The organism is Aquamicrobium defluvii (genome assembly GCF_004363725.1).
GTDB classification, from domain to species: domain Bacteria; phylum Pseudomonadota; class Alphaproteobacteria; order Rhizobiales; family Rhizobiaceae; genus Mesorhizobium; species Mesorhizobium defluvii.
Window position 1 is genome coordinate 1 of sequence record NZ_SNZF01000036.1, and the last position, 24,558, is coordinate 24,558.

General features: G+C 65.3%; 23 protein-coding genes. 11 read left to right on the forward strand and 12 right to left on the reverse strand.

Going from position 1 to position 24,558, the window contains the following annotated elements; genetic code table 11:
* Window positions 1-92 precede the first annotated feature (92 nt).
* The 4 genes from DES43_RS23305 to DES43_RS19415 all read right to left on the reverse strand — a co-directional run bounded on the left by DES43_RS23305 (window position 93) and on the right by DES43_RS19415 (window position 4,421).
* Complete coding sequence (locus tag DES43_RS23305; protein WP_342585396.1) at window positions 93-716, reverse strand: GNAT family N-acetyltransferase; 624 nt, start codon at window positions 714-716, stop codon at window positions 93-95.
* Between the two features lie 561 nt (window positions 717-1,277).
* Window positions 1,278-1,472, reverse strand: coding sequence for a hypothetical protein (locus tag DES43_RS19405; protein WP_035029576.1), 195 nt, complete (start codon window positions 1,470-1,472; stop codon window positions 1,278-1,280).
* A gap of 357 nt (window positions 1,473-1,829) precedes the next feature.
* Complete coding sequence (xseA, locus tag DES43_RS19410) at window positions 1,830-3,404, reverse strand: exodeoxyribonuclease VII large subunit (protein ID WP_035029491.1); 1,575 nt, start codon at window positions 3,402-3,404, stop codon at window positions 1,830-1,832.
* 63 nt (window positions 3,405-3,467) lie between these two features.
* On the reverse strand, window positions 3,468-4,421 hold the full coding sequence (locus tag DES43_RS19415; RefSeq protein WP_035029488.1) for a LysR substrate-binding domain-containing protein: 954 nt from the start codon (window positions 4,419-4,421) through the stop codon (window positions 3,468-3,470).
* Window positions 4,422-4,633: 212 nt separating this feature from the next.
* Here DES43_RS19415 and DES43_RS19420 point away from each other — a divergent pair, with 212 nt between their 5' ends.
* Window positions 4,634-4,918 (forward strand): YjiS-like domain-containing protein, encoded by a 285-nt coding sequence (locus tag DES43_RS19420; RefSeq protein WP_035029572.1) that lies wholly within the window; start codon window positions 4,634-4,636, stop codon window positions 4,916-4,918.
* Window positions 4,919-5,025: 107 nt separating this feature from the next.
* On the opposite strand, the gene DES43_RS19425 is transcribed toward DES43_RS19420, so the two are convergent.
* The gene (locus tag DES43_RS19425; protein ID WP_035029485.1) at window positions 5,026-5,946 is read right to left on the reverse strand and encodes a DUF937 domain-containing protein; all 921 of its coding nucleotides are present in this window, start codon (window positions 5,944-5,946) and stop codon (window positions 5,026-5,028) included.
* Window positions 5,947-6,111: 165 nt separating this feature from the next.
* On the reverse strand, window positions 6,112-7,485 hold the full coding sequence (locus tag DES43_RS19430; RefSeq protein WP_035029482.1) for a glutamate--cysteine ligase: 1,374 nt from the start codon (window positions 7,483-7,485) through the stop codon (window positions 6,112-6,114).
* A gap of 229 nt (window positions 7,486-7,714) precedes the next feature.
* Here DES43_RS19430 and DES43_RS19435 point away from each other — a divergent pair, with 229 nt between their 5' ends.
* Window positions 7,715-9,667, forward strand: coding sequence for an AI-2E family transporter (locus tag DES43_RS19435; protein ID WP_133676069.1), 1,953 nt, complete (start codon window positions 7,715-7,717; stop codon window positions 9,665-9,667).
* A gap of 2 nt (window positions 9,668-9,669) precedes the next feature.
* Here DES43_RS19435 and DES43_RS19440 read toward each other — a convergent pair whose 3' ends face one another.
* Window positions 9,670-10,404: a 16S rRNA (uracil(1498)-N(3))-methyltransferase gene (locus tag DES43_RS19440; RefSeq protein WP_035029471.1), complete on the reverse strand. Its 735-nt coding sequence runs from the start codon at window positions 10,402-10,404 to the stop codon at window positions 9,670-9,672.
* Window positions 10,405-10,435: 31 nt separating this feature from the next.
* Window positions 10,436-11,074 carry a hypothetical protein gene (locus DES43_RS19445; protein ID WP_035029468.1) on the reverse strand — a complete coding sequence of 213 codons (639 nt, stop codon included), beginning with the start codon at window positions 11,072-11,074 and terminating at the stop codon, window positions 10,436-10,438.
* Between the two features lie 92 nt (window positions 11,075-11,166).
* Between DES43_RS19445 and DES43_RS19450 the strand changes: the two genes are divergently transcribed.
* Both DES43_RS19450 and DES43_RS23235 read left to right on the forward strand, forming a co-directional pair.
* Entirely contained in the window at window positions 11,167-11,865 is a 699-nt protein-coding gene (locus DES43_RS19450; protein WP_035029465.1) for a type 1 glutamine amidotransferase, read from the forward strand.
* Window positions 11,866-12,212: 347 nt separating this feature from the next.
* Complete coding sequence (locus DES43_RS23235) at window positions 12,213-12,344, forward strand: hypothetical protein (protein WP_280940168.1); 132 nt, start codon at window positions 12,213-12,215, stop codon at window positions 12,342-12,344.
* On the opposite strand, the gene DES43_RS19460 is transcribed toward DES43_RS23235, so the two are convergent.
* From DES43_RS19460 to DES43_RS19470, 3 genes are read right to left on the reverse strand one after another with little or no spacing between them, the layout of a single operon-like run.
* Complete coding sequence (locus DES43_RS19460; protein ID WP_035029452.1) at window positions 12,317-13,108, reverse strand: metallophosphoesterase; 792 nt, start codon at window positions 13,106-13,108, stop codon at window positions 12,317-12,319. The genes DES43_RS23235 and DES43_RS19460 overlap by 28 nt on opposite strands.
* A 7-nt stretch (window positions 13,109-13,115) precedes the next feature.
* Entirely contained in the window at window positions 13,116-14,252 is a 1,137-nt protein-coding gene (locus DES43_RS19465; protein ID WP_035029449.1) for an alpha-hydroxy acid oxidase, read from the reverse strand.
* A gap of 17 nt (window positions 14,253-14,269) precedes the next feature.
* Complete coding sequence (locus DES43_RS19470; protein WP_035029569.1) at window positions 14,270-15,052, reverse strand: FCD domain-containing protein; 783 nt, start codon at window positions 15,050-15,052, stop codon at window positions 14,270-14,272.
* Window positions 15,053-15,285: 233 nt separating this feature from the next.
* Here DES43_RS19470 and DES43_RS19475 point away from each other — a divergent pair, with 233 nt between their 5' ends.
* The 5 genes from DES43_RS19475 to glcF all read left to right on the forward strand — a co-directional run bounded on the left by DES43_RS19475 (window position 15,286) and on the right by glcF (window position 21,214).
* On the forward strand, window positions 15,286-16,560 hold the full coding sequence (locus tag DES43_RS19475) for a DUF3422 family protein (RefSeq protein WP_051520684.1): 1,275 nt from the start codon (window positions 15,286-15,288) through the stop codon (window positions 16,558-16,560).
* 199 nt (window positions 16,561-16,759) lie between these two features.
* Window positions 16,760-18,256, forward strand: coding sequence for an FAD-linked oxidase C-terminal domain-containing protein (locus DES43_RS19480; RefSeq protein ID WP_035029566.1), 1,497 nt, complete (start codon window positions 16,760-16,762; stop codon window positions 18,254-18,256).
* Window positions 18,257-18,258: 2 nt separating this feature from the next.
* Entirely contained in the window at window positions 18,259-19,500 is a 1,242-nt protein-coding gene (locus tag DES43_RS19485) for an FAD-binding protein (protein ID WP_035029442.1), read from the forward strand.
* Complete coding sequence (locus DES43_RS19490) at window positions 19,497-19,880, forward strand: DUF4870 family protein (RefSeq protein ID WP_035029439.1); 384 nt, start codon at window positions 19,497-19,499, stop codon at window positions 19,878-19,880. Before DES43_RS19485 ends, DES43_RS19490 begins: the two co-directional genes overlap by 4 nt.
* A gap of 17 nt (window positions 19,881-19,897) precedes the next feature.
* Window positions 19,898-21,214, forward strand: coding sequence for a glycolate oxidase subunit GlcF (gene glcF / locus DES43_RS19495; RefSeq protein WP_035029438.1), 1,317 nt, complete (start codon window positions 19,898-19,900; stop codon window positions 21,212-21,214).
* Between the two features lie 109 nt (window positions 21,215-21,323).
* Here glcF and DES43_RS19500 read toward each other — a convergent pair whose 3' ends face one another.
* Window positions 21,324-22,088 carry a L,D-transpeptidase gene (locus DES43_RS19500; protein ID WP_051520680.1) on the reverse strand — a complete coding sequence of 255 codons (765 nt, stop codon included), beginning with the start codon at window positions 22,086-22,088 and terminating at the stop codon, window positions 21,324-21,326.
* Window positions 22,089-22,294: 206 nt separating this feature from the next.
* Between DES43_RS19500 and DES43_RS19505 the strand changes: the two genes are divergently transcribed.
* Window positions 22,295-22,930 carry a DNA-3-methyladenine glycosylase I gene (locus DES43_RS19505; RefSeq protein ID WP_035029435.1) on the forward strand — a complete coding sequence of 212 codons (636 nt, stop codon included), beginning with the start codon at window positions 22,295-22,297 and terminating at the stop codon, window positions 22,928-22,930.
* Between the two features lie 106 nt (window positions 22,931-23,036).
* Window positions 23,037-24,542 carry a histidine--tRNA ligase gene (hisS, locus tag DES43_RS19510; protein ID WP_035029432.1) on the forward strand — a complete coding sequence of 502 codons (1,506 nt, stop codon included), beginning with the start codon at window positions 23,037-23,039 and terminating at the stop codon, window positions 24,540-24,542.
* The last annotated feature ends 16 nt before the right edge of the window (window positions 24,543-24,558 follow it).

The following is a 24,558-nucleotide window of genomic DNA, read 5'->3' on the forward strand; positions in this document are numbered from 1 at the left end:
CCAGAACTCTCCTGCCATGATCCAAACTCCAGCGTTTTCCAGCTTGAATCATGAAAGCTTAAACCAATCAACATCCTGATTGGGTTTCGTGCCTAGAGCGAAGAATGGTCGACGCCGAGTCTTTCGGCGACCGCAACCATGGTCAGCTTGTCAAAGCCGACTTCGAGAGCGGCCTCGGCAATGGTCCTGTGCGAGATCCGTGGCGGCCGTCCGGGCTTTGCGGTCGGGATAGCTATGGGCTGCCTCCTTTCTGTGTCTCGACCTAGATCATTTCCGCTTTTCTTCGAATCGCAGAAACGCTCTGACCTTTTGTTTTTACGCAATTCCGAACGCAAAACCGCTTCGCACTTTTGCTGGAATCGCTCCAATCCGAGAGACCGTCTCGGCAATGGCTTCTGCATGCCGATCTTCTCCAGCGGCACTTGCAGGATCGGGTCCGTCCTGACCTTTCGCCAGACCGGATCATACCCTTTGGCAAGATAAAGCCGCAATGCGCGCCCGTTGTCCGCTGCGACTTCCATCTCCGCAAGAAGTGCGGAGCCCGCTCCCCTGCCTTCCAGTTCGGGCGCTACCCAGATGTCGGAGATGGTGTCGTCGCTGTGTTCCCGGGCTCCCAATCCTGCCGGCTCCCCGTCAACTTCGGCGACGATGATTTTTCGCCCAGCGAATGGATGAAAGGCTGGAATGGATTTTGCGCCCGGATGCGTCCGCAACATCGACGGGAACCAGCGGCTCTATACCGCGCAGGCCGATGTCGGCCAATGTCCCGGCTTCCTCCGGCCTTGCATGTCGCACACGGATCGTCGCCTTGCTCCATATCCGGTCCAACAGCCATCCGGGGTGCGGCGTGGCGCGGTCAAGTCACGTCCCCGAGATTTGGCATCGAGATTTGGGCATCGAGATTCGGGCATGGGCCGGGATTCCATCCGCTTTCGAATGGTTGGGGCGCTCGTAAAAATATTGGGCCATCCTTTGTACATCCGGATGGGAACCCGGGGTCGAAAGCCCGGATTATGCGGCGTCATGTGAACAAATTGCCGCGGTTGCGAATTTATTCTACCAAATTGGTAGACAAGGCTTGAACCGCAAAGGCTGCCGTCCTATCTGGGCCTTGTGTCGGGTGTTCTCCTCCCATTGCGCCCGACACGTTCCCCTCTGGAAGGTTTCAACTTTCCATGCTTGGCCGGGCCTTTTGGTCCGGCCTTTTTTCTTCCGGCTCATTCGCAAACAAAAAACGGCGCCGAAGCGCCGTTTCAAAAAGCTCTGTCCCGACCGGGTCAGTTGCGGGTTTCGGAGAAGTGGCCGCACCAGTCGCTGGCCGTCACCACCGGCCACAGTCCGCGCGCATTCGGCTCCGGCTGCGTGACGGGGGGGTTGAAGCGGCACAGGCCGGCGTGCTCTGCAACCTTGGTGCTGTTGGCGACATGGTCTTCGTAGTAGGCGCAGCTGTTGCACGAAACGGACTGGGACACTGCATTCTCCTTCTTGCACACGCGGATTTAAAGTTGAGCCTTCAAATCCAAATTTAGAATCATTCTAAACTGTGAAATTCGGCCCGCGCAAGAACTCTTTTTCAGGTGCACAAGAAAGACGGGCCGCATCCTGCTGCGGCCTTCGGGTCAGCCTGCCGGGGCCTGCTTTCTCCGCTTTGCGCGATGTCAGGCGGTTCTCGCCGGCAGCAAAAATGCCGTCGGGGCGATCCGATCGTCTCGATAGGAACAGCAGGTCTGTCAGACGCGATCCGAAAAGTGGAGCGCCGCCAATGCCGTCACGGAAGACGGCGGGATTTCCCGCAGGTCCGCAGATGCGGCCGCCGGCATGAGCCTCTTTCAGAAAAGCGAGCCCTGTCCGCCGCTGTCCCTGGCTTTCGGCGAAGGGCGTGGGCGGGATGTTTCCGCCGCAGGCTTGCCGTCCCCGGCCACAGCCTTTGCGGCGCCGTCGGCGAAGCGCAGTTCCAGCCCCAGGCCCGGCGTGATGTCGGCGGCGCGCCGCACCAGCGCACCCTGCTCGTCCAGCACCAGCGCATAGCCCCGTTCGAGTATGGCCTGTTCGGAAAGCTTCAGCGTGGCCAGAAGCCGGTCGGCCTGCACGAGACGGGCGCGCAGTCTTTCCAGCCGTACATGCATTGCCTGCTCCCCGCGCCTTGTCAGGGCGGAAAGGGTTTCCGCCTGAAGGCGCTGGCGGCGCAGGATCGGCGCCGGCGTCAGCCGTGCGGAACTGCGGCGCATACGTTCGCGCCGTTCCCGCACCACGGCGAAGAACGCGGCCTGCGCGCGGGCCATGTCGCGGCCGATCAGCAGCCGCGCCTCGTTCATGCGCCGCGACAGGGCCGCCGGCGTCAGCCGGATCGCCACGAGCCGCGCCTTCTTGCGCTCGACGCCCACCTCCAGCGCCCGCCGCAGCCGGCTTTCGGCCTCGTCGAAACGGCGGCGCGGCAGCGCCAGCAACTGGTCTGGCGAAGGCAGGGCGCGCGCTGCTGCCCGAACCGCCTGCCGGTCGCGCTCCAGCCGGCGCGACATGCACGCTTGCAGCCGCGAGGCAAGTGCGGCCACGGTCGCCTCCAGCTCGGCCCGCACCGGCACTGCCATCTCGGCGGCGCCGGTGGGCGTCGGCGCGCGCATGTCGGCGGCAAGGTCGATCAGCGTCCAGTCGGTCTCGTGGCCGACGGCCGAGATCACCGGGATTTGCGATGCGGCCACGGCGCGCGACAGCGCCTCGTCGTTGAAGCCCCACAGGTCTTCGAGGCTGCCGCCGCCGCGTGCAACGATCAGCACGTCCGGCCGGCGGATGGCTCCGTCCTGCGGCAAGGCGTTGAAGCCGGCCACGGCCGCCGCCGCCTCCGCACCGGAGGTTTCGCCCTGCACGCGCACCGGCCACACGATCACATGCAGCGGAAAACGGTCGCGGATGCGGTGGAGGATGTCGCGGATCACCGCGCCGGTGGGGGAGGTGATGACGCCAATGACCGAGGGCATGTAGGGCAGCGGGCGCTTGGCAGCCGGATCGAACAGCCCTTCGGCGGCGAGCCGGCGCTTGCGCTCCTCCAGCAGTGCCATCAGCGCGCCGGCCCCGGCCGGTTCCAGATTGTCGATCACGATCTGGTATTTGGACGAGCCCGGATAGGTGGTGAGCTTGCCGCTGGCCACCACTTCCATGCCCTCCTCGGGCCGGAATTTCAGCCGCGACATGGTGCCCTTCCAGATCACCGCTTCCAGCCGGGCGCGGTCGTCCTTCAGCGCGAAATAGGCGTGGCCGGAGGAGTGCGGGCCGCGATAGCCGGAAATCTCGCCGCGCACCCGCACATTGCCGAACACGTCCTCGACCGTGCGCTTCAGCGCGCCGGAAATCTCGCTGACGGTGAATTCGGCAGCGTTGCTGCGTGATTCGGGTACGGTCTCGCTCATGGGACGATAGGGTCGCTTCGGACAGGCCGGGTCAAGGCGTGGCGCACGTTGTCCGCCATTTCCTCACCAGCCGGGCAATATGGTCGCCGTACCGCGCCGCCCGCGGCCGAGCGCCTGCGCCCCGAAACCGAGACCCGTGGCATCGTCGAGCGCCGGAACGGAGATATTGTCGAGGCTTTCGGCGATGTGGCGGGCCAGCGCGTCGACGATCTCGGGCTGGTCGGTCTGGCCGCGCATCAGGCCGATGCGGCAGTCGGGCAGGGGGCCGAAACCATCGGCCTCGCCCAGCACCCGCATGCCGGGGCGCAGCGCGCATTCCGGCAGAACCGATATGGCCAGGCCGGAGAGAACGGCTGCCGTTATGACGGTGGCGGAGAAGCTGGTGAACAGGATGCGGTATTCGCGGTTCATGCCGTCGAGCACGTCGCAGGCGGCCCGCCGCCACACGCAGGTCGGCCGGCCGAAGGCCATGGGCAGCACCTCCTGCTCATGGGTGGCGTGGTTGACGGAGCCGACCCACAGCAAGGGCTCGCGCCGCACCACTTCCGACTGGCCGCGCGCATCGTTGTGGGTCACCAGCGCGATGTCGAGCTGGCCCCGCTTGATCTGGTCGACCAGCCCCGGCGTCGGCTCGCAAACGACCGTCAGCTCGACGCGGGGATTGGAGCGCGAAAAGCGTGCCATGATCTCGGGCAGGAAGCGGTCGGCGTAATCGTCGGGCGTGCCGATGCGGATCGTGCCCTCCAGCCTCTGGTCGTCGAAGGCGGCCAGCGTCTCGCGGTTGAGGTAGAGCAGCCGGCGCGCATAGGAAAGCAGCCGCTCGCCCTCCTCGGTCAGGCGGTTGGAGCGCCCTTCCTTCTCGAACAGCGGCTTGCCGATGCGCTCCTCCAGCCGTCGCATCTGCATCGACACCGCCGATTGCGTGCGATGCACCTCTTCGGCGGCGCGCGTGAAGCTGCCGGTGTCGGCAATGGTGATGAATGTCTGCAACTGATCGAGGTCGAGCGGCGGCTTCATGGCTAATCCATCAGAGAAGTTGATCCTAAATATTAAAAACATTCGTTGGATCAATCAATCCGCGCGTGGCAAATATCGAACGCTCTCAAAGTTTCATGAAAAATCGCGCCCGAAAGGCGCAGCACGTCAACCCGCATCCGGCAGCTCTCGCGCCGCCTCCCACGGCGCGTCCGGCTGTCGCGTGCGCCAGCCTGCACCTGGAGATTGCTGAAATGACCGCCTGTGACGCTGCCGCCGACATTTCCCGCATGTCCGTGCGCCCCTCCGCGCTGGCACGCGTTGGTCTGGGCGCTCTTCGCTTCGTGACGCTGTGGCGGAACCGCCGCGCATTCAACCGTCTTTGCGATCTGACCGAGACCGAGCTTGCCGATATCGGCATCAGCCGCGGCGACCTTGATGACGCGCGGGGCGTCCGGTTTACGGGCGATCCGACCGCACGGCTGATGGCCATCGCCGATGCGCGCGGCGATGCCGTGGGTCCGGCCCAGCCGGTCTGAACGACGCTTCCCCAGGTCCCTGAGCAGGCATCCCCCTTCCGGTTTTCCGCCGGCTTGCCTGCATCTTGCCCGGTCCGTTTCGGATCGGGCTTTTTTTGCGGAAGCCTTTACCTGTTGCGGTCCATGCCCCGCAGGAACTGGTCGAAGATGGATTCCATGCCCTTCTGATACTCGTCCCGCTGCTGGCGGCCGGTCTCGAACATCTGGCCGAACAGGTCGTCGTAAGGATTTTTCGCCTTACCGCGGTCTGCCTGGCCCTGATCTGCCTGGCGTTCCTGCTGCCGGGGCTGCCTGCGGGGCTGTGGCCGGGCTTCCGGCGTCCCCTGAGCCGCGCCGCCCAGCATGTCGGTCAGGATTTTGCCCCACGGCGTATCTCCGAACGGGTTTTGTGCCGGATTCTGCGTCTGCTGCCGGGTTTGTGGCGAGGCTTGCCCGCCGCCGAACATGTCCTGCAGGATCTTGCCGAAGGGATTGTCGCCCAACGGATTGCCGCCGCCCTGCGGCCCGGTATTGCCGGGCGCCGCTTGTCCGCCCCCGGCCTGCTTCATCATCTCCCCGATGATCTGCCCCAGAGGATTGTCGCCGAAGCCGCCGACGGCCTGCATCTGACCGGTCGACTGCTTGAACATGCCGCCCATGAGCATCGAGGCGATGACCGGCAGCATCTGTTGCAGAAGCTGCTGGCTGAGGCCGGTGACCTGCGCGGCCTGCGCGGCAACGGCGCGCGAAAGGTCCTTCGAGCCGAACAGATGGCCGAGAATGCCGTTGCCTTCCTGAATGCCCTGCGGAGAGAAGGCGCGGCTCGCATCCTCGAAATATTTGGCATGCTGGCCGCTGGCCAGCGCATTGATGAAGCTGCCGAGGCCGTAGGGGTCGGCGGTGTTGCGCTTCAGTCCCTGCGAGAAGGCCGGCAGCAGCGCTTCCACGGCAGACTGCACCTGCTCCTGCGACAGTTTGAACTGCCGGGCCAGCGCTTCCATGCCACGGCCGTTCTGGGCCTGGGTCAGCATATCGAAGAGGTTCTGCATGGGTCGGTCTCCGGCAAGTGGTGCGAGGAGCCTATAGCAATTCCGGCAAAAGTGCGAAGCGGTTTTGAATTCGCGATCGCGTCGAAACAAAGGCTTGGAGCATTTCCGCAATTCGGGGAAAAGCGGATGTGCACCAGAACTTCCAGGCGATGCCGTGAAACCCGGTCAGTAAGCGTATTCGAGGAACACCGGCTCGATCGAGCCGCCCCAGCGCGTATGATAGGCCGACAGCATTTCCTCCGCGCTGCTGGTGCCGCGGCTGACCACCTCGTCCAGCGTTTGCAGGAAGGAGGTTTCGTCATAGCCTTCACGGTTGAGGCGTGCGCGGTTCTTGAGACCCTGCCGGGCAATCGCCAGCACCTCGCGCCCCACTTCGCGCAGCGTCGTGTTGCGGAACGGCGCGCCGATGCCCTCGGCGGGCACCGCATCGCGCATCGCCACCACTTCCTCGTAGCTCCAGTTCGAGGTCAGCGTGTCCGCGGCGGCAAGCGCCTCCTCGTCATAGAGCAGCCCGACCCAGAAGGCCGGCAGCGCGCAGATGCGCCGCCACGGACCGCCGTCGGCGCCGCGCATTTCGAGGAAGCGCTTCAGCCTCACGTCGGGAAACAGTGTCGAAAGATGATTGGCCCAGTCGCCCATGGTCGGCAGCCCGTCGCTCAGGTCGCTGCGGGCGGCGCCGTTCATGAACTGGCGGAAGGTCATATGCGTCATGTCGTGGTAGTGCCCGTCGCGGATGACGAAATACATCGGCACGTCGAGCGCCCATTCCACATAGTCGGCGAAACCGAAATCGGGTGAAAAGCAAAAGCGCGGCATGCCCGAGCGCTCATTGTCGGTGTCGCGCCAGATTTCGCCGCGCCAGCTTTGCAGGCCGTTGGGCTTGCCGTCGGTAAAGGGGGAATTGGCGAAAAGCGCCGTCGCCAGCGGCTGGAGCTTCAGCGAGACCTGCATCTTGCGGCGCATGTCGGCCTCGCTGCCGAAGTCGAGATTCACCTGGATGGTGCAGGTGCGGTACATCATGTCGAGCCCCTGCCTGCCGACCCTGGGCATGTAGCGGGTCATGATCTCGTAGCGCGACTTCGGCATCTTCGGCGTTTCGGCCAGCGTCCATTTCGGGCTGCCGCCAAGGCCGAGGAAGCGGATGCCGAGCGGCTCGGCGATCTCGCGCAGCTGCGCCAGATGCGCATTGCCCTCGCGGCAGGTCTGGTGGATGGTTTCCACCGGCGCGCCCGACAGTTCGAACTGCCCGCCCGGCTCAAGGCTGATCGCCCCCTGTCCGGTCGGCTCGACAAGCCCGATGATGCGGCCTGCGTCGATGATGGGGTCCCAGCCGAGTTTCTCCTGCATGCCTTCCAGCAGGGCGCGGATGCCGCGCTCGCCGCCATAGGGCACCGGCGCATGGCCATCGACATAGAAGGGGAACTTCTCGTGTTCGGTGCCGATGCGCCATTTCTCCCGCGGCTTGCAGCCTTCGGCGAGATGGTTCACCAGCTCGTCGATGCCTTCTATCGGGCTGAAATCGGTCGTGTCGCGCGCCATGAATACCTCGTTGCCGTGGCTTCCCGGAGGAATTGCGGGGCTAGTTGGACGATATGACCGCGCCCGATCAAGCGAAAACTGTAGAGCCACGCTTCAACGAAACTTCATGCTGCGCAAGCGCGCATGCGCAGCATGGATGTTTCGCGCCCGCAGGCCGGGAACCTTGTGCGGGTTGCGACATTTCCGGTTGTAGCGCAATGCGCGCATCGATACAGGCGAGGGGGCTGCCATGGCTGCAACGGATGAAGCGGAAAAACGGGTGGCGAACACACCCGGCGCGGGCGATTATGTACGCCCCTTCGTGCCCACCGCCGTCACCATGGTGGGCGTCGTCGCCATCCTTTACCTCGGGCGCGAGGTATTCCTTCCGCTGGCCATCGCCTTCCTGCTGACCTTCGCGCTGGCCCCCATCGTGTCGGCGTTGCGCAAGCGCTCGATCCCGAAGGTGCCGGCGGTGGTGGTCACGGTAACGCTGGCTTTCCTCGCCATCGGGCTCTTCTCCTTCGTCGTCGCCACGCAGGTCAGCACTCTGGCGCAGAACATCCCCACCTATCAGTCGAACATTCTGGAAAAGGTCCGGGCGCTGCGGGAGGTGGGGGCCAATGGCGGCATCGTCGAGCGGCTGAGCAACGCGGTCGAGCGCGTGGGAGCCGAGCTTCAGCGCGGAACCCGTGTGCCCGAGCAGGCCGAGCCGCAGGAGCCGGCGCGCGAACCGCTGCCGGTGGAGATCGTTTCGCGCCAGAACCCCGTCGAGATTCTGAAGAACGTCATCGTGCCGCTGGCCGCTCCCTTCGCCACCGCCGGCCTCATCATCGTTGTCGTCATCTTCATGCTTCTGGAGAGGGAGGACCTGCGCGACCGCTTCATCCGCCTTGTCGGCTACAGCGACCTTCACCGCACCACCGAGGCGCTGCAGGATGCCGGCAAGCGCGTCGGGCGCTATCTGCTCATGCAGCTTGTGGTCAACACCACCTATGCCATTCCCATCACCGTCGGCCTGTGGCTGATCGGCATTCCCAACGCGCTGCTGTGGGGGCTGCTGGCGCTGGTGCTGCGCTTCGTGCCCTATATCGGGCCGGCCATTGCCATGCTCCTGCCGATGCTTCTGGCGCTGGCCGTCGCGCCCGGCTGGTCGATGGTGCTGTGGACGGCCGGGCTTTTCCTCGTCATGGAGCTGATCTCCAACAACATCGTGGAGCCATGGCTCTATGGGTCGCGCACCGGCCTGTCGTCGCTCGCCATCATCGTGGCGGCGATCTTCTGGACATGGCTTTGGGGACCGCTCGGTCTGGTCATCTCGACCCCGCTCACCGTCTGCCTCGTGGTGCTCGGCCGCCATGTGCCGCAGTTCGCTTTTCTGGACGTCATGCTCGGCAACGAGCCGGTGCTGGAGCCGCACGCCCGGCTCTACCAGCGTCTGCTGGCCGGCGATCCCGACGAGGCGACCGACTATGCCGAGGAATTTCTGGAGGAGCGCTATCTGGTCGATTACTACGACCATATCGGCATTCCCGCCCTGCTCATCGGCGAGAACGACCGTCAGCGCGGCGTCATGACCGACGAGCAGCGCCGCAAGCTGGCGGACAGCGCACTTGCGCTTGTCGAGAACCTCGAGGACATCGCGCAGGAGGAAGAGGAAGAAGAGGAGGAAGCCGCGCCCGAATCCGGCAAGAGTCCCACACCCTCTGGCGAGGACGGTATCGAAACGCCCGATCTGCCGGATGGTGAAGGGCGCTCGCTCCTGTGCCTCGGCGGACGCGGCGAACTGGACGATGCCGCAGCCGCCATGCTGGCGCAGGTGCTGGAAGTGCAGGGCGCCGAGGTGGTCACAGCGGACCATGCCGTACTGGAAGGCCGCGCCATTTCCTCCCTGCCGCTGGCCAAGGTCGATACCGTCGTCGTGGCATTCCTCAATGCGGCCTCGCTGGCCCACGCCCGCCATGCGGTGCGGCGTCTGAAGCGGGCGAGGCCCGGTCTGCGGGTCGGCATCCTCATGCCGCGCGCCGAGGGTGAGAAATCCATCGAGGCCGCTTCCATCAGTGCGGATTTCGTCGCCGGCTCCATAGCAGAGGCCGTGAAGGAAGGGCTCGACGACAAGCCTGCGGTGAAGCTGAAGGCAACGACGGCCCGCCTGACTCGCCGGAAAACGCGCCCGAACAAGCCGGCGGCCGCAACCGCCTGAACCTACCAGTCGCCGATCGTTGCCTGAATGACGGCAAGTGCGGCGACCGCTGCCGTGTCGGCCCTCAATATGCGGGGTCCGAGCGGAATGGCGGTGACGAAATCCAGCGCCCGCAGCATCCGGCGCTCGTCTTCCGAGAAGCCGCCTTCGGGGCCGACCAGAAGGGCAAGGCGGCGTTCCCGGATCGCGTTGAGCGCCGCAACGGGATTGTCGGTCGCGGCGTCCTCGTCGCAGAAGATCAGCCGCCGCCCGCTCTCCCATCCCGACAGCAGGCGCTCCAGCCGCACAGTCTCACGCACCTCCGGAACGGCAAGGATGCCACATTGCTCGGCTGCCTCGATCACATTGGCCTGTAGCCGTTCGGCACCGGGCTTCGGAACCTGCGTGTGCTGGGTGACAACGGGTTGCAGCACGCCGGCCCCCATTTCCACCGCCTTCTGCACGAGATAATCGAGCCGTTCCCGCTTCAGGGGGGCGAAGCAGTAGACGAGATCGGGCGGGGCCGGTTGCGGGCGCTGGAGGCTGTCGACGCGCAACCGCACCGCCTTCTTCCTGATTTCGGAGACGGTTGCCGACCATTCGCCGTCGCGGCCGTTGAACACGAGAAGCTCCGCGCCTTCACCCAGCCGCAGCACATGGGCGAGATAGTGGCTCTGCCGGGGATCGGCCTCAACCGCGACGCCGGCGGCGAGGTCGCCGGACACGAATAGTCTTTGCAGTCTGTAGTTGGCGCGCATGGCGGACTGATGCGGCAGGCGCGCCCGCGCGTCAAGCGTTGGCGGAATGATGCCAGTCGGGCGCGTAGCCGGCACGCAGCACGGCCACGGTGGCTGGCGGAGTCAGCAGCAGAAAGTTGTCTGCCGCAGGCATGGCAGCAGGAATATAGCCGGCGAACGACCATTGGAGATAGCGGCCATGCCGTTTGGTGAGGCAACTGGCGCCATTGCTGAACATGGCGCCCTCCGGCAGGTTCGCGATGCCCGCGGACGTTACCGTTGCCGGCTTTGCCCCGCTGGCCAGCCTCTCGCCATGCAGGCGCGTGTCGAGTTGCGGCGCACGTGGCGCGGCGATGCCGGACGCCGTTGCGAACCGGCCTAGAAAATCCTTTGCCCGGTCGCGCCGGCAATAGAAGCAGGGCCGGTGGCCGGCTGCGAGCGCCGTCACCTCGTCGAGGAAGAACAGTTCCGTCCAGCCTGCTTTTCCGCCGGGCCCGTTGCGTCCCATGGGAATGCGCCGCCGCTCGCCGAAATCGCATTCGCAGACGATCCATGCCTTCGTCGTCCAGCGGCGCGGGAGCAAGGTTCTGGTCCCGGGATCGTGGATGATACCGCGATTGCCGGTGAACAGGCCGCGTTCCGGCACGGCATGGATGATGCCGAACGGATCGACCCGGTTTTGCAGTGGCATGGCGCTTTTCCGAAACTTCAGGACGGCCCGGCTTGGCCGCCTCGCATCCGCCATGGTATCGGTTCCCCGGCCATTGTCACGGTTGGGATTTCATGCGGATACTTGTCGTCGAAAACTATGAGAACACCGGCCTCGGCCAGATGGGTGCCGCCATTGCGGAGGCGGGTGGCGAAGTCGACATGTGCCGGCCCTATCGGGGGGAGCCATTGCCCGGGAGCGCCGGCGGTCACGATGCGCTTGTGGTGCTGGGCGGCGTCCAGAACGCGCTGGCCGACGATCACAGCCCCTATTTTCCCGCGCTGCTCGATCTGATCCGCGATTTCGAGGGCCGGGACCGCGCCATCGCGGGCATCTGCCTGGGCAGCCAGCTCATTGCCCGGGCCTTCGGTGGCGACAATCGCATCGGCGGCGCGCCGGAATTTGGCTGGCAACAGGTCGGGCTGACACCGGAAGCCACGGATGACGCGGTGCTGGGCGCGCTTCCGCAAAGCTTTCCCATCTTCCAGTGGCATGACGATACCTTCACCCTGCCGGAAGGCGGGGTTCGCCTGGCCGGCAGCGAGGTTGCGGAAAATCAGGCTTTTCGCATCGGCCGCGCCGCCTACGGCTTCCAGTTCCATTTCGAGGCCGATACGCGGCTGGTGCGGCAATGGTGCGAATTTTTCGCCCCGACGATCGAAAAGCGCCACCCCGGCTGGGTGCAGCGTCTGGACGAAGAGGTCATGCGCGTGGGGTCGCTGGCCGATCAGGCAGGATCCTCGATTGCACGGGCATGGGTCGCGACCATCTAGAGGATTTTGCAGTCGGGCGGATCGTCCGACGTCGCATGAATGCGGCTGAGAAAAGAGACTGGAGCAATAGACGCGGCGTTCGTGAGAACGCCCGCTGTTCCGGACAGCGATCGCGCCGGTTTGCGTGGCAATTATGGCACGCCGCCGTGAAACCGCTGTGGACGACGGTTTTGTCTCTTGGCCGCAGGGCCGCCTGCTTCTAGAACGCCCACCGCAAAGGCGCGGTGACGGCCGGATGACGGATTTTCCTGCCGGCTGCCCGAACTCTTCGGGTGCTTGCGCGTTTCAATGCAATGGTAATCAACTTCGCGCAGGATGGCCGGCAGATGCACTCCGGGATGACGTCAGTGAAAGCAGCCCTTCTGACCTTTGCCATGCTCTCCGCCCTCGCTGTCGGCGGTCTCGGCATCTATGCGGCCGACGCCGCGAGCGGCCACAATGCCGTCGATGGCTACGGCGTCACCACGGCGCTCGACTGAGCAACCCCTTCCTTCGTCACCGTCAGCAGCCTTTTTCCCGTGCCGTCGATCCTGACGGCGCTGAGCCTGCCCGTGCGAAAGGCTCCGGTGTCGAGATTTATCCGGTTCGGCCTGAATTCGGCCGCGGCCACCGGCGTGTGGCCGTGCACGATCACCTTCGGGTAGAGGCCGGCGTGATTGTGGAACTCGCCGCGTATCCACAACAGATCGTCCGGCGACTGCCGCTCCAGCGCGACGCCGGGCCTTACCCCTGCGTGGCAGAAGAAGAAATCGCCGCAGGCGAACCATGTGGAAAGCGTTCGCAGCAGGTCGATATGCGCCGGCGGCACGGCAGCCAGCAGGGCCGCGTGAAATGCGCCCAAAGCCTGTGCATCTTCCACAGGAAAGCCGAAACGGCTCCAGTGGACGCCGTAGGACGCGGCGGTCTCGATGCCGCCATTGGTCATGAACAGCCCGTAGGGCTCGGGGCGGGCGAGAAATTCCAGCAGTCCCAGATCGTGGTTGCCGGCGAGCATCACATGATGTGAATCGCGCGCTCTGGCTTGCGCCAGCAATTCGAGCACGCCGCGCGAATCCGGCCCACGGTCGGTGTAGTCCCCCAGATGCACGATGCGCCAGTCTTCGGGCGCGTCGGCCTCCAGTTCCGCCGCAACAAAACGGTGGAAGATTTCGAGCAGGTCGCTGCGGCCGTGGATGTCCCCGACCGCATAGAGGCGCAAACCCGGTGGCGCGCGTGCGGAAGTGAGATCGACGCCACCGGTCATCGCATCGTTACCTGTAAAGCATGTCCTTGCCGACGCTGCGGATGTCGCGCCTGCCGCACAGGGCCATGGTCGTATCCAGTTCCTTCGCGATGATGTCCAGCGCCTTCGTCACGCCCTGCTTGCCGCCTGCGCCCAGCCCGTAGAGGAAGGGCCGGCCGATGAACACGCCCTTCGCGCCAAGGCAAAGGGCCTTGAGCACATCCTGGCCGGAGCGGATGCCGCCGTCCATGAACACCTCGATGCGGTCGCCGACCGCATCGGCGATGTCTTCCAGAACCGAGATCGAGGAGGGCGCGCCGTCGAGCTGACGCCCGCCATGGTTGGAAACGATGAGCGCGTCGGCGCCGGTCTTCGTCGCCATTTCGGCGTCATCGCGGTCCAGTATGCCCTTGAGGATCAGCTTGCCGCCCCAGCGCTGCCTGATCCATTCCACATCGTCCCACGACAGCTGGGGGTCGAATTGGTCGGCGGTCCATGACGACAGCGACGAAAGATCGCCCACGCCTTTGACGTGGCCGGCGATGTTGCGGAAAGTGTGGCGCTTCGTGCCCAGCATGCCCATGCACCATTTCGGCCGCGTGGCCATCTGCCAGATATGCTTTGGCGTGAATTTGGGTGGCGCCGACAGGCCGTTGCGCAGGTCCTTGTGGCGCTGGCCGAGGATCTGAAGGTCGAGCGTCAGCACCAGCGCGGAGCATTTCGCGGCCCTGGCGCGCTCGATCAGGCTTTCCACGAAGCCGCGGTCCTTCATCACATAGAGCTGGAACCAGAAGGGCTTCTTCGTCACCGAGGCAACGTCTTCAATGGAGCAGATGCTCATGGTGGACAGGGTGAAGGGCACGCCGAATTCTTCGGCCGCCTGCGCCGCCAGCATCTCGCCGTCGGCGTGCTGCATGCCGGTGAGGCCGGTTGGGGCCAGCGCGACGGGCATGGCCACGTCCTCGCCCAGCATGGTGGTTTTCAGCGAGCGGCTGGTCATGTCCACGAGAACGCGCTGGCGCAGCTTGATCCTGGCGAAATCCTCCTCGTTGGCGCGGTAGGTTCCCTCCGTCCACGAGCCGGAATCGGCGTAGTCGAAGAACATCTTCGGCACGCGCCTGCGCGCCACGCGCTTGAGGTCGTCGATCGTCAGCGGTTCGGTCATCTTGTCAGTCCGGTCTTTCAGTTGTTGCTCTGATCCGAGCGTTGCTGTCGTCTCAGCCGCGAGACGCGGCGCCAGTCGCCTGCCCGCTCCGCCTGCGCGGTGATCTGCTCGACATAGGCGATATGGTCCATCGCCGCCTTGCGTGCGGCAGCGGGGTCCTTCGCGGCGATCCCGGCATAGATCGCGCGATGCTGTTCCAGCAGCGACTCGCGCGCGCCTGGCAGGGTGAACACCAGAAGCCGGTTCTGGAACACGTCTTCCGACAGCAGCCGGTAGCAGGAGCGCAGCGTGTGCAGCAGGATGATGTTGTGGGCGCTTTCGCCGATGGCGTGGTGAAATTCCACATCCACCTCCGCTTCCGCCTCGAAATCCGCGTTGCGGTGGGCGGCGTCCATGCGTGCCATGATCGTGTCGAGCAGGGCGAGATCGTCCGCCGTCGCACGCCGCGCCGCATATTCGGCGGCCACGCCCTCCATCTCGCGCCGGTATTCCAGATAGTCGAAGGCGGCCTTGCGGTGGCTGGAAATCAGCTCGATCACCGGCTTTGAAAAGACCTGCCCGATCACATCGGCGACGAAGGTGCCGCCGCCATGGCGCGTGACGAGCAGGCCGCGCACCTCCAGGGCCTTCAGCGCATCGCGCAGGATGGGCCGGGAAACCTCGAACTGGCGCGCCAGTTCGCGCTCGCCGGGCAGCTTGTCGCCGGTGCGCAGCACGCCTTCGAGGATCAGGCTCTCGATCTGTTGCACGACCTCGTCGGCCGTGCGTGAATGTTCGATCCGGGTAAAGATTTCGGTCAATTCAGTGCCCATCGAAGGAGCGAAGACCGCGAAACATAGCGGCAAGCGCCAAAATTGGTCAAATAGTTTATCCAGTTGGCTGTCGTGGAAGCGCATTGCCGGCTGCGTCACCCGGCGTTTGCGAAGAGCGGAGAACGGTTTTAAAGCTGGTCGCCTGAACCAGTTTTGGGAATATCCGCGTGCAGGAAGGTTCGACCGGTCCCGAGTTCGAAACGCGCCCGACCGGCAGTGTCATGGGCTTTCCCGCGCACGAGGCCCGTCCCGGCGCGCTGGGCGAAGTGCATTCCCGGCCCTATCCGCTTGTCGCCACCCCGCGCGTTCTGGTGCAGCTTTCCTTCATGACCGAGGGCGGCTCCGTCGTCGATCAGGCGGTTCTGTCGGAATTGTCGCGCCGGCTTGGCATCGCCGCCCCCGACCGGCAGGCCCGCCATCATGCGATGAAGTGGGGCAAGGGCACGCTGCGCTGGGAACGGCATACCGAGTTTTCCACCTATCTGTGGGAAGGCCCGCTGTCCGAACGCGGCCGCGGGCAGGAGGATTCGCCTTTCGGCAACGGATTTTCCCCGCCCGGCACGGTTATTTCCGGCATCCGCCTGGAAATCCGCAACTGGACGCCGGACAGCGAAAGACTGATCGAGAGCTTCGACCCCACCAGCCTGTGCTATTCGCTGGTTGAGGGCGGAAACGCCGCCATCGTCACCGACTTCCGGCAGGACGGCGATGGATTGACCCGCATCCTGATCCTCGACCGTGGCCTCACTCCCGCTCGTGCGGGTGCGCTGTCGCACCGGCTGATCGACATCGAGACCTATCGTACTCTGGCCATGCTCGGTCTGCCGCTGGCGCTGTCGCTGTCGGGCCGCGTGCGGCGCATAGAAGACAGGCTTGCCGTTATCACGGGCGAGATGCGGGAGCCCGAGACGCGCGACAACCAGAAGCTTCTGGCCGACCTGACCGAACTGGCGGCGGAACTGGAAGCGGATGCCGCCTCCAGCCTCTATCGTTTCGGCGCCAGCCGCGCCTATGACGGCATCGTCACCGAGCGTCTCGACGCGCTCGAAGAGGCCGTGGTGCCCGGCCATGAGACCTGGGCCAGCTTCCTGCAACGCCGCATGGCCCCGGCCATGCGCACCTGCCGTTCGGTCGAGGAGCGGCAGGCCAACCTGTCGCGCAAGCTCACCCGCGCCACCACGCTCCTGCGCACATGGGTGGATGTGGAAGTGGAGAAGCAGAACCGCGATCTGCTTGCGTCCATGAACAACCGCGCCCGTCTCCAGCTTCGCCTGCAACAGACCGTCGAGGGTCTGTCGGTGGCGGCGGTGTCCTATTATGTCGTGGGGCTGATCGGCTATCTGGCGAAGGGCATTTCCTCGTGGACCGGCCTCGCCATCGCACCCGAGGCGGTCACGGCCGCCTCCGTTCCGGTGGCCATCCTGCTCGTGTGGTGGGCCGTGCGCCGGGTTCGGCGGCTGCATTCCGAGCCGGCCAGGCAAGCCGGCAGCGAATAGACCTGTTTCCGCTCCGGCAACGCTGCTGCCGGCCGGGCCGGATGCCGCTTCATCCGGATGCAGCGTCACCCGGATGCAGCGTCACATTGACGCTGGCCGCCTGTCTTCAACTCGCCTCTTGCTTCGGAACAATGCCCGATTTACAGCCATGGACGCTAACTGGTAAAAGGAATTTACCAGTTTGGAGGAGCTGTCCCGCATGACCGGCCTTGCCATGCCCGAACCCGATGCCGCGACGCTGGCCCGCCGCGCCGAGATCGTCGCCGGCCTCCGCGCCATCGTGCCGGGCGAGGGCGTGGTCGAGACGGTCAATGAAATGCGCGCTTTCGAGAGCGACGGGCTGACCGCCTATCGCCAGCTTCCTCTGGTCGTGGTGTTGCCGGAAACGACCGCTCAGGTGTCGCGGGTGCTGGAATATTGCAACGAGCGCAATATCCGCGTCGTTCCGCGCGGGTCCGGTACCTCACTGTCGGGCGGCGCGCTGCCGCTGGAGGATGCGGTTCTGCTGGTCATGAGCCGCTTCAACCGCATTCTCGAAATCGATTATCCCAATCGCGCCGTGGTCGCCCAGCCGGGCGTCACCAATCTCGGCATCACCCATGCGGTCGAAGGTGACGGTTTTTACTATGCGCCCGACCCTTCGTCGCAGATCGCCTGTTCCATCGGCGGCAATGTGGCCGAAAATTCCGGCGGCGTGCATTGCCTGAAATACGGGCTCACCGCCAACAATCTGCTGGGCATCGAAATGGTGCTGATGAACGGCGAGGTGGTGCGGCTCGGCGGCCGGCATCTCGACGCCGAGGGCTACGATCTTCTGGGTGTCATGACCGGCTCGGAAGGGCTGCTGGGCGTCGTCACCGAAGTCACGGTGCGCATACTGCGCAAGCCGGAGACGGCGCGGGCGCTTTTGATCGGCTTTCCCGCCAATGAGCAGGGCGGCCAGTGCGTGGCCGACATCATCGGCGCCGGCATCATTCCCGGCGGCATGGAGATGATGGACCTGCCGGCGATCCGCGCGGCCGAGGATTTCGTCCATGCCGGCTATCCGCTGGATTGCGAGGCGCTGCTGATCGTCGAACTGGATGGCCCGGCGGTGGAGGTAGATCACCTCATCGGCCTCGTCGAGCAGATCGCGATCCGCAACGGCTCCACCTCCTGCCGCATCTCGCAGAGCGAGGAGGAGCGGCTGACCTTCTGGGCGGGCCGCAAGGCGGCGTTCCCGGCGGTGGGGCGCATCTCGCCCGACTATTACTGCATGGACGGCACCATTCCGCGCAAGGAACTGCCGCGCGTTCTGGCCGGCATGCGCGAGCTGTCGGAGCATTACGGCCTGCGCGTCGCCAATGTCTTCCATGCCGGCGACGGCAACCTGCACCCGCTTATCCTCTACGATGCCAATGTGCCGGGCGAGCTGGACAAGGCCGAGTCCTTCGGCGCCGATATATTGCGATTGTGCGTCAAGGTTGGCGGCGTGCTGACCGGCGAGCACGGGGTGGGCGTGGAAAAACGCGACCTGATGCCGGAAATGTTCTCGGAGGCGGATCTCGACCAGCAGATGCGGGTCAAATGCGCTTTCGATCCCAACCATCTGCTCAATCCGGGCAAGGTGTTTCCGCAACTGCGCCGCTGCGCCGAGCTTGGCCGCATGCACATCCATCGCGGCCAGATGCCGTTTCCGGACATTCCGAGATTTTGACAATGACCATGTTCAAACCCGAAACGGATGCGGCTGTTCTGGAGGCCGTGCAATGGGCGGTGTCCGAAGAGCAGCCGCTGGAAATCGTCGGCCATGGCTCCAAGCGCGCCATTGGCAATGAGGTCGGGGCCGAACATGTGCTCGATCTTTCCGGCCTGTCCGGCATCACGCTCTACGAGCCGGAAGAGCTGGTGCTGTCCGCGAGAGCCGGCACGCCGCTGGCCGAGATCGAGGCGGCGGTGGCGGCATGCGGGCAGGAGCTTGCCTTCGAGCCGATGGACTACGGCCCATTGCTGGGTGAACAGCCGGGGCGCGGCACCATCGGCGGCGTGCTGGCGGCCAATCTCAGCGGCCCGCGGCGGCTGAAGGCCGGTGCCGCGCGCGACCATATCCTCGGCATCCATGCCGTTTCCGGGCGGGGCGAGGCGTTCAAGTCCGGCGGCCGGGTGGTGAAGAACGTCACCGGCTACGATCTTTCCAAGGCGCTGGCCAACAGCTGGGGCACGCTGGCGGTGGCCACAGATGTCACCTTCAAGGTGTTGCCGGCGGCCGAAACGGAAACGACGCTGGTCGTCAGCGGACTGCTCGACGACATTGCCGTGGCCGCCATGGGGCTGGCGCTCGGCTCCAGCGCCGAAGTGTCGGGCGCCGCGCACCTGCCCTATCCGGCCGTCACCCGCGTTGCCGGCGCAGCACTCGGCAGCGACCCGGCAACCCTGCTGCGCGTCGAGGGTTTCGGGCCTTCGGTCGCCTATCGCATCGGGCTGCTGCGGCAGCTTCTGGAAAAAGCCGGGCCGATGCAGGAAATCGAGGCTGAAGCCTCGCGCGCCCTGTGGCGCGAAGTCCGCGATTGCATCCCCTTCGCCTCGGTTCCGCATATGCCGGTGTGGCGTGTGTCCATGCCGCCTGCCGACGGCCACAACATGGTCATGGCCCTGCGCATGCAGGCGGCGGTCGAGGCGTTTTACGACTGGCAGGGCGGCCTGGTCTGGCTCGCCATGGCAGCGGGCGACCCGGAAGCCGGGCTGGTGCGCTCGCTGGTGCAGAAGTGCGGCGGGGGTCATGCCACGCTGGTGCGCGCGACGCCGCAGCAGCGCGCCGAAATTCCGGTCTTCCAGCCGCAGCCGCCGGCGCTTGCCGCCCTGTCGGCACGACTGAAGGCCGAGTTCGATCCGAAGAACATTCTCAATCCGGGCCGGATGGCGTCAGCACCGGAACGGACAATAGAGGGAGCGTCGTCATGAGCGACACCAAAACCGGGCCGCAGCCGCGCCAGACCGACCGCTGGCTGGAGCCGGGCCCCACCAACGCGCTGGTGGTCTATGTTCTCTACCTGCTGGGGCTGGTGATCGGCATCAGCGGGCTGGCCGGGCTGGTGATCGCCTATATCAACCGTGGCAAGGCGGGCACCTATGTCGAGAGCCATTATACCTTCCTGATCCGCACCTTCTGGATCGGGCTGCTCTACGCTCTGGTGTCGGTTGCCCTGATGATCGTCGGGATCGGCTTCCTGCTGATGCTGGCGGTTGCCGTCTGGTTCATCGCCCGCTGCGTCATCGGCATGCAGGTCTTGCAGCGCGGCGAGCCGGTCAGGGACCCGCAAAGCTGGCTGCTCGGCAACTGACGAAGGACGGAAAGCCCGTGCAAACCCATTTCACCCCCGAGCAGCTTGCCGATCCCCATGTGGCGGAGTCGGAAAAGATCCTGCGCAAATGCGTGCATTGCGGCTTCTGCACCGCCACCTGCCCGACCTATGTGACGCTCGGCAACGAGCTGGACAGCCCGCGCGGCCGCATCTACCTGATCAAGGACATGCTGGAGGGCGGCCGGCCCGCCGACTGCGAGATCGTCACCCATATCGACCGTTGCCTGTCCTGCCTGTCGTGCATGACGACCTGCCCCTCGGGCGTGAACTACATGCATCTGGTCGATCATGCCCGTGCCCATATCGAGGAAACCTACAGGCGCCCGCTGCCGGATCGGCTGATCCGCGCTATCCTGGCCGCTGTGCTGCCTTATCCGGCCCGCTTCCGTGCTGCCCTGAAGCTGGCGAAGCTCGGCAGGCCGTTCGCCGGCCTGTTCGACCGCAGCGCGGCGCTGAAGCCGCTGGCGGCCATGCTGAAGCTTGCGCCGGCGAGCGTTCCGGCTGCGTCTTTCTCGGCCTCGCCGGGCGTGCATCGGGGCAAGGGGGCAAAACGCGGGCGTGTCGCCATCCTCACCGGCTGCGCCCAGCCGGTGCTCGATCCCGGCATCAACGAGGCCACCATCTCGCTGCTCAACCGCCTCGGCGTCGAGGTCGTGGTGCCGCCGGGCGAGGGCTGCTGCGGAGCGCTGGTGCATCACATGGGCCGCGAAAGCGAGGCGCTGGATTTCGCCCGCCGCAATGTCGATGCCTGGATACGCCAGATCGACGAGGGCGGGCTGGACGCCATCGTCATCACCGCCTCCGGCTGCGGCACGACGATCAAGGATTACGGCTACATGCTGCGCCTCGACCCCGCCTATGCGCAGAAGGCGGCGCGGGTTTCGGCGCTGGCGAAGGACGTCACCGAATATCTCGACACGCTCGACCTGCCGGAACCGGCGGTGAAACCGGGCACGGTGGTCGCCTATCATTCGGCCTGCTCCATGCAGCACGGCCAGAAGATCACGCGCCAGCCAAAGGCGCTGCTGGCCAGAGCGGGCTTCGTGGTGAAGGAACCGCGCGAGGGCCATCTGTGCTGCGGCTCGGCCGGCACCTACAACATCATGCAACCGGAGATTTCGGCAAAGCTGCGCGACCGCAAGGTGAAGAACATCGCGGCTACGGGCGCTGAACTCGTCGCCACCGGCAATATCGGCTGCATCACCCAGATCGCTTCCGCCGCGAAGCTGCCGGTGGTGCATACGGTGGAACTGCTCGACTGGGCCTATGGCGGGGCGCGGCCCAGACAGTTGCAGCAAGCCCAATTGCAGTAAGTCGAGGATCGCCGGAAACACAAAAGGCAGCGCGGTTTTCACCGGCTGCCTTTTCTGCGACTGGCCACGTCCCCCGACACGGCCCGTCCCCCGTTGTTGGGAAAAGCTTCTACATGACAACGACCGTCGCGCCAACAGGCACGCGCTCGTAAAGATCGACGACGTCCTCGTTGCGCATGCGGATGCAGCCCGAAGAGACGGCGGCGCCGATCGTCCATGGCTGGTTGGTGCCGTGGATGCGGTAGAGCGTCGAACCGAGATAAAGCGCCCGCGCGCCGAGCGGGTTTTCGACGCCGCCGGCCACGAATGTCGGCAGATGGCGGCCCCTGGCCTTCTCGCGGGCGATCATTTCCGCCGGCGGACGCCAGTCCGGCCATTCGCGCTTGGCCGAAACCTTGTGGGTGCCGGCCCATTCGAAGCCCGGCTTGCCGGTGCCGACGCCATAGCGGCGCGCCTTGCCGTTCTTTTCCACGAGGAAGAGGAAATTATCGCGCGTATCGATGATGACGGTGCCGGGCTTGTGCTTGCCGTTATAATTGACGACCTGCGGCAGGTAGATCGGGTTGATCTGCGGGCGCACAGTGCGTTTCTGCACCATCCTCGGCGCGGACGCCTGCTGCACCCGCGCGGGCTGCGTCTGCACGGCGCGCTGGCGCTGTTGAGCCTGCGCACCCGCGCGCGGGGCCGGCTGCGTACGATGGACGCGCCTTGCATTGTCAGGAGCCTTGCCGAGTTGCAGCACCCATGGCGCGGCGAGGTCGGGGCTCACCCGCACCGGCGGGCGCTCGATATAGCGATCATTGGCCAGCGCCGGCGAAAAGCCCATGGAGAGGGCGCCGGCGAGGCAGGTGAACAGGAAAAGGGCTCGTTTCATGTGACGCACTCTTGGGTTCGGTCGTCGGCCGGAAACGCGTGTCCGGTCATGGCGCGATCCTGTGCGCGAAGGACAACCGAAAGGTGAATCCCGGATGCGTCGAATGCCGTTTTGTCAGTAAAGCTTTCGGTATGGTTATCCGGCGGTTCAGGAATCTGGTAAAGCGCCGGTAAAGCATCGAAAACCTGCGTTAACGGATATGTGGCATGAGCGATAAGGACGGCATCATCACCGGCCCCGACGGTATGGACCGCTGCTTCTGGCACGGCAACCTGCCGGACTACATCCACTATCACGACCACGAATGGGGCCGCCCGGTCGCCGATGACCGCCGCCTTTTCGAGAAGATCTGCCTCGAAGGCTTCCAGTCGGGTCTGTCGTGGCTGACCATCCTGCGCAAGCGCGAAAACTTCCGCGAGGCATTTTCCGGATTCGATTTCGAACGCGTTGCGGAGTTCACCGAGGCCGATGTCGAGCGCCTGCTTGGCAATGCGGGCATCGTTCGCCATCGCGGCAAGATTGTCTCGACCGTCAACAACGCCCGCCGCGCCCGCGAGCTGGTGGATGAGGCGGGCTCGCTGGCCGCATGGTTCTGGAAGTTCGAGCCTGCGCCGGAAGAGAGGCCGGCGGTGGTGGACCTCGCCCATCTGCGCGCCAACCCGACCACCGCCGTGTCCACCCGCATTTCGAAGGAACTGAAGAAACGCGGCTGGAGCTTTGTCGGCCCTACCACCGTGTATGCCTTCATGCAGGCCATGGGCATGGTCAACGACCATATCGAGGGTTGCGCCTGCCGCGCCGGGGTCGAGGCCGAGCGCGCCAGCTTCCGCAGACCGGCCTGAGCCGAAGCCTGCCCTTGCTGCCGGGTGCGGCATCGGTTAGGACAGCGCGCGGTCCGGCTCAAGCCGGTCCGCCGCCGCCCTATCGCCGAACCGCAGAGTACCCGCCATGGCCGAACGACCGGAAAAGATGAAAGCGCGCTTGCCGCGCGGCTTTGTCGACCGCAGCCCCGACGACATCCGTGCCGTCGACCGGATGGTGGGCAAGATTCGTGAGGTCTATGAGCTTTACGGCTTCGAGCCGGCCGACCAGCCGCTGATCGAATACACCGATGCGCTGGGCAAGTTCCTGCCCGATCAGGACCGGCCGAACGAGGGGGTCTTTTCCTTTCAGGACGACGACGAGCAGTGGCTGTCGCTGCGCTACGACCTGACCGCGCCCATGGCCCGCTTCGTGGCCGAGAATTTCGAGAAGCTGCCGAAGCCATTCCGCTCCTACCGTTCCGGCTGGGTGTTCCGCAACGAGAAGCCGGGCCCCGGCCGTTTCCGCCAGTTCATGCAGTTCGATGCAGATACGGTCGGCACGCCGGGCGTGGCCGCCGATGCCGAGATGGCGATGATGATGGCCGACGTGATGGAAGCCGTGGGCATCGCGCGCGGCGATTACGTCATTCGTGTCAACAACCGCAAGGTGCTCGACGGCGTGCTTGAGGCCATCGGCCTCGGCGGCGACGACAATGCCGGCCGCCGCCTCACCGTGCTGCGCGCCGTCGACAAGCTCGACAAGGTTGGCCCCGAGGGTGTTCGCGATCTGCTCGGCAAGGGCCGTCTCGACGAGAGCGGCGACTTTACGAAGGGCGCGGGGCTGGATGCGGCGCAGGCGGATCGCGTGCTGCTCCTGACCTCCTCGACCGGCGACGACCTTGCCGGCGCGCTGGCCGCCATGCGCGGTGCCGTTGCCGGCTCCGCGCGCGGCGAAGAGGGCGTGCAGGAACTGGCCGACATCGGCGCCATGGTCGCCGCTGCCGGCTATGACGACGGCCGCATCAAGATCGACCCCTCCGTGGTGCGTGGCCTCGAATATTACACCGGCCCCGTCTACGAGGCCGAATTGCTGGCCGAGATTCCCAATGACGAGGGAAAGATCGTGCGCTTCGGCTCGGTCGGCGGCGGCGGCCGTTATGACGGTCTGGTGTCGCGCTTCCGCGGCGAGCCAGTGCCGGCGACCGGCTTTTCCATCGGCGTCTCGCGCCTGATGACGGCGCTGAAGAACCTCGGCAAGCTCGATACATCGGATGTCATTCAGCCGGTCGTGGTGCTGGTCATGGACAAGGACACGGAAAGCCTCGGGCGTTACCAGAAGATGGTGTCGGACCTGCGCCGGGCCGGCATCCGCGCCGAGATGTATCTCGGCGGCGCGGGCATGAAGGCGCAGCTCAAATATGCCGACCGGCGCGGCTGTCCGGTGGCCGTCATCCAGGGCGGCGACGAGCGCGAAAAGGGCGAGGTCCAGATCAAGGACCTGATCGAAGGCGCGCGCATGTCGGCCGAGATTTCCGACAATGCCGAGTGGCGCGCCGCGCGGCCCGCGCAGGTCACCGTGCCGGAAACCGATCTGGTGGCCGAGGTGAAGAAGATCCTCGATGCGCAGGCGGCCGACAGGGCAGGGCAATGAGCGCGGCGGTAAACGG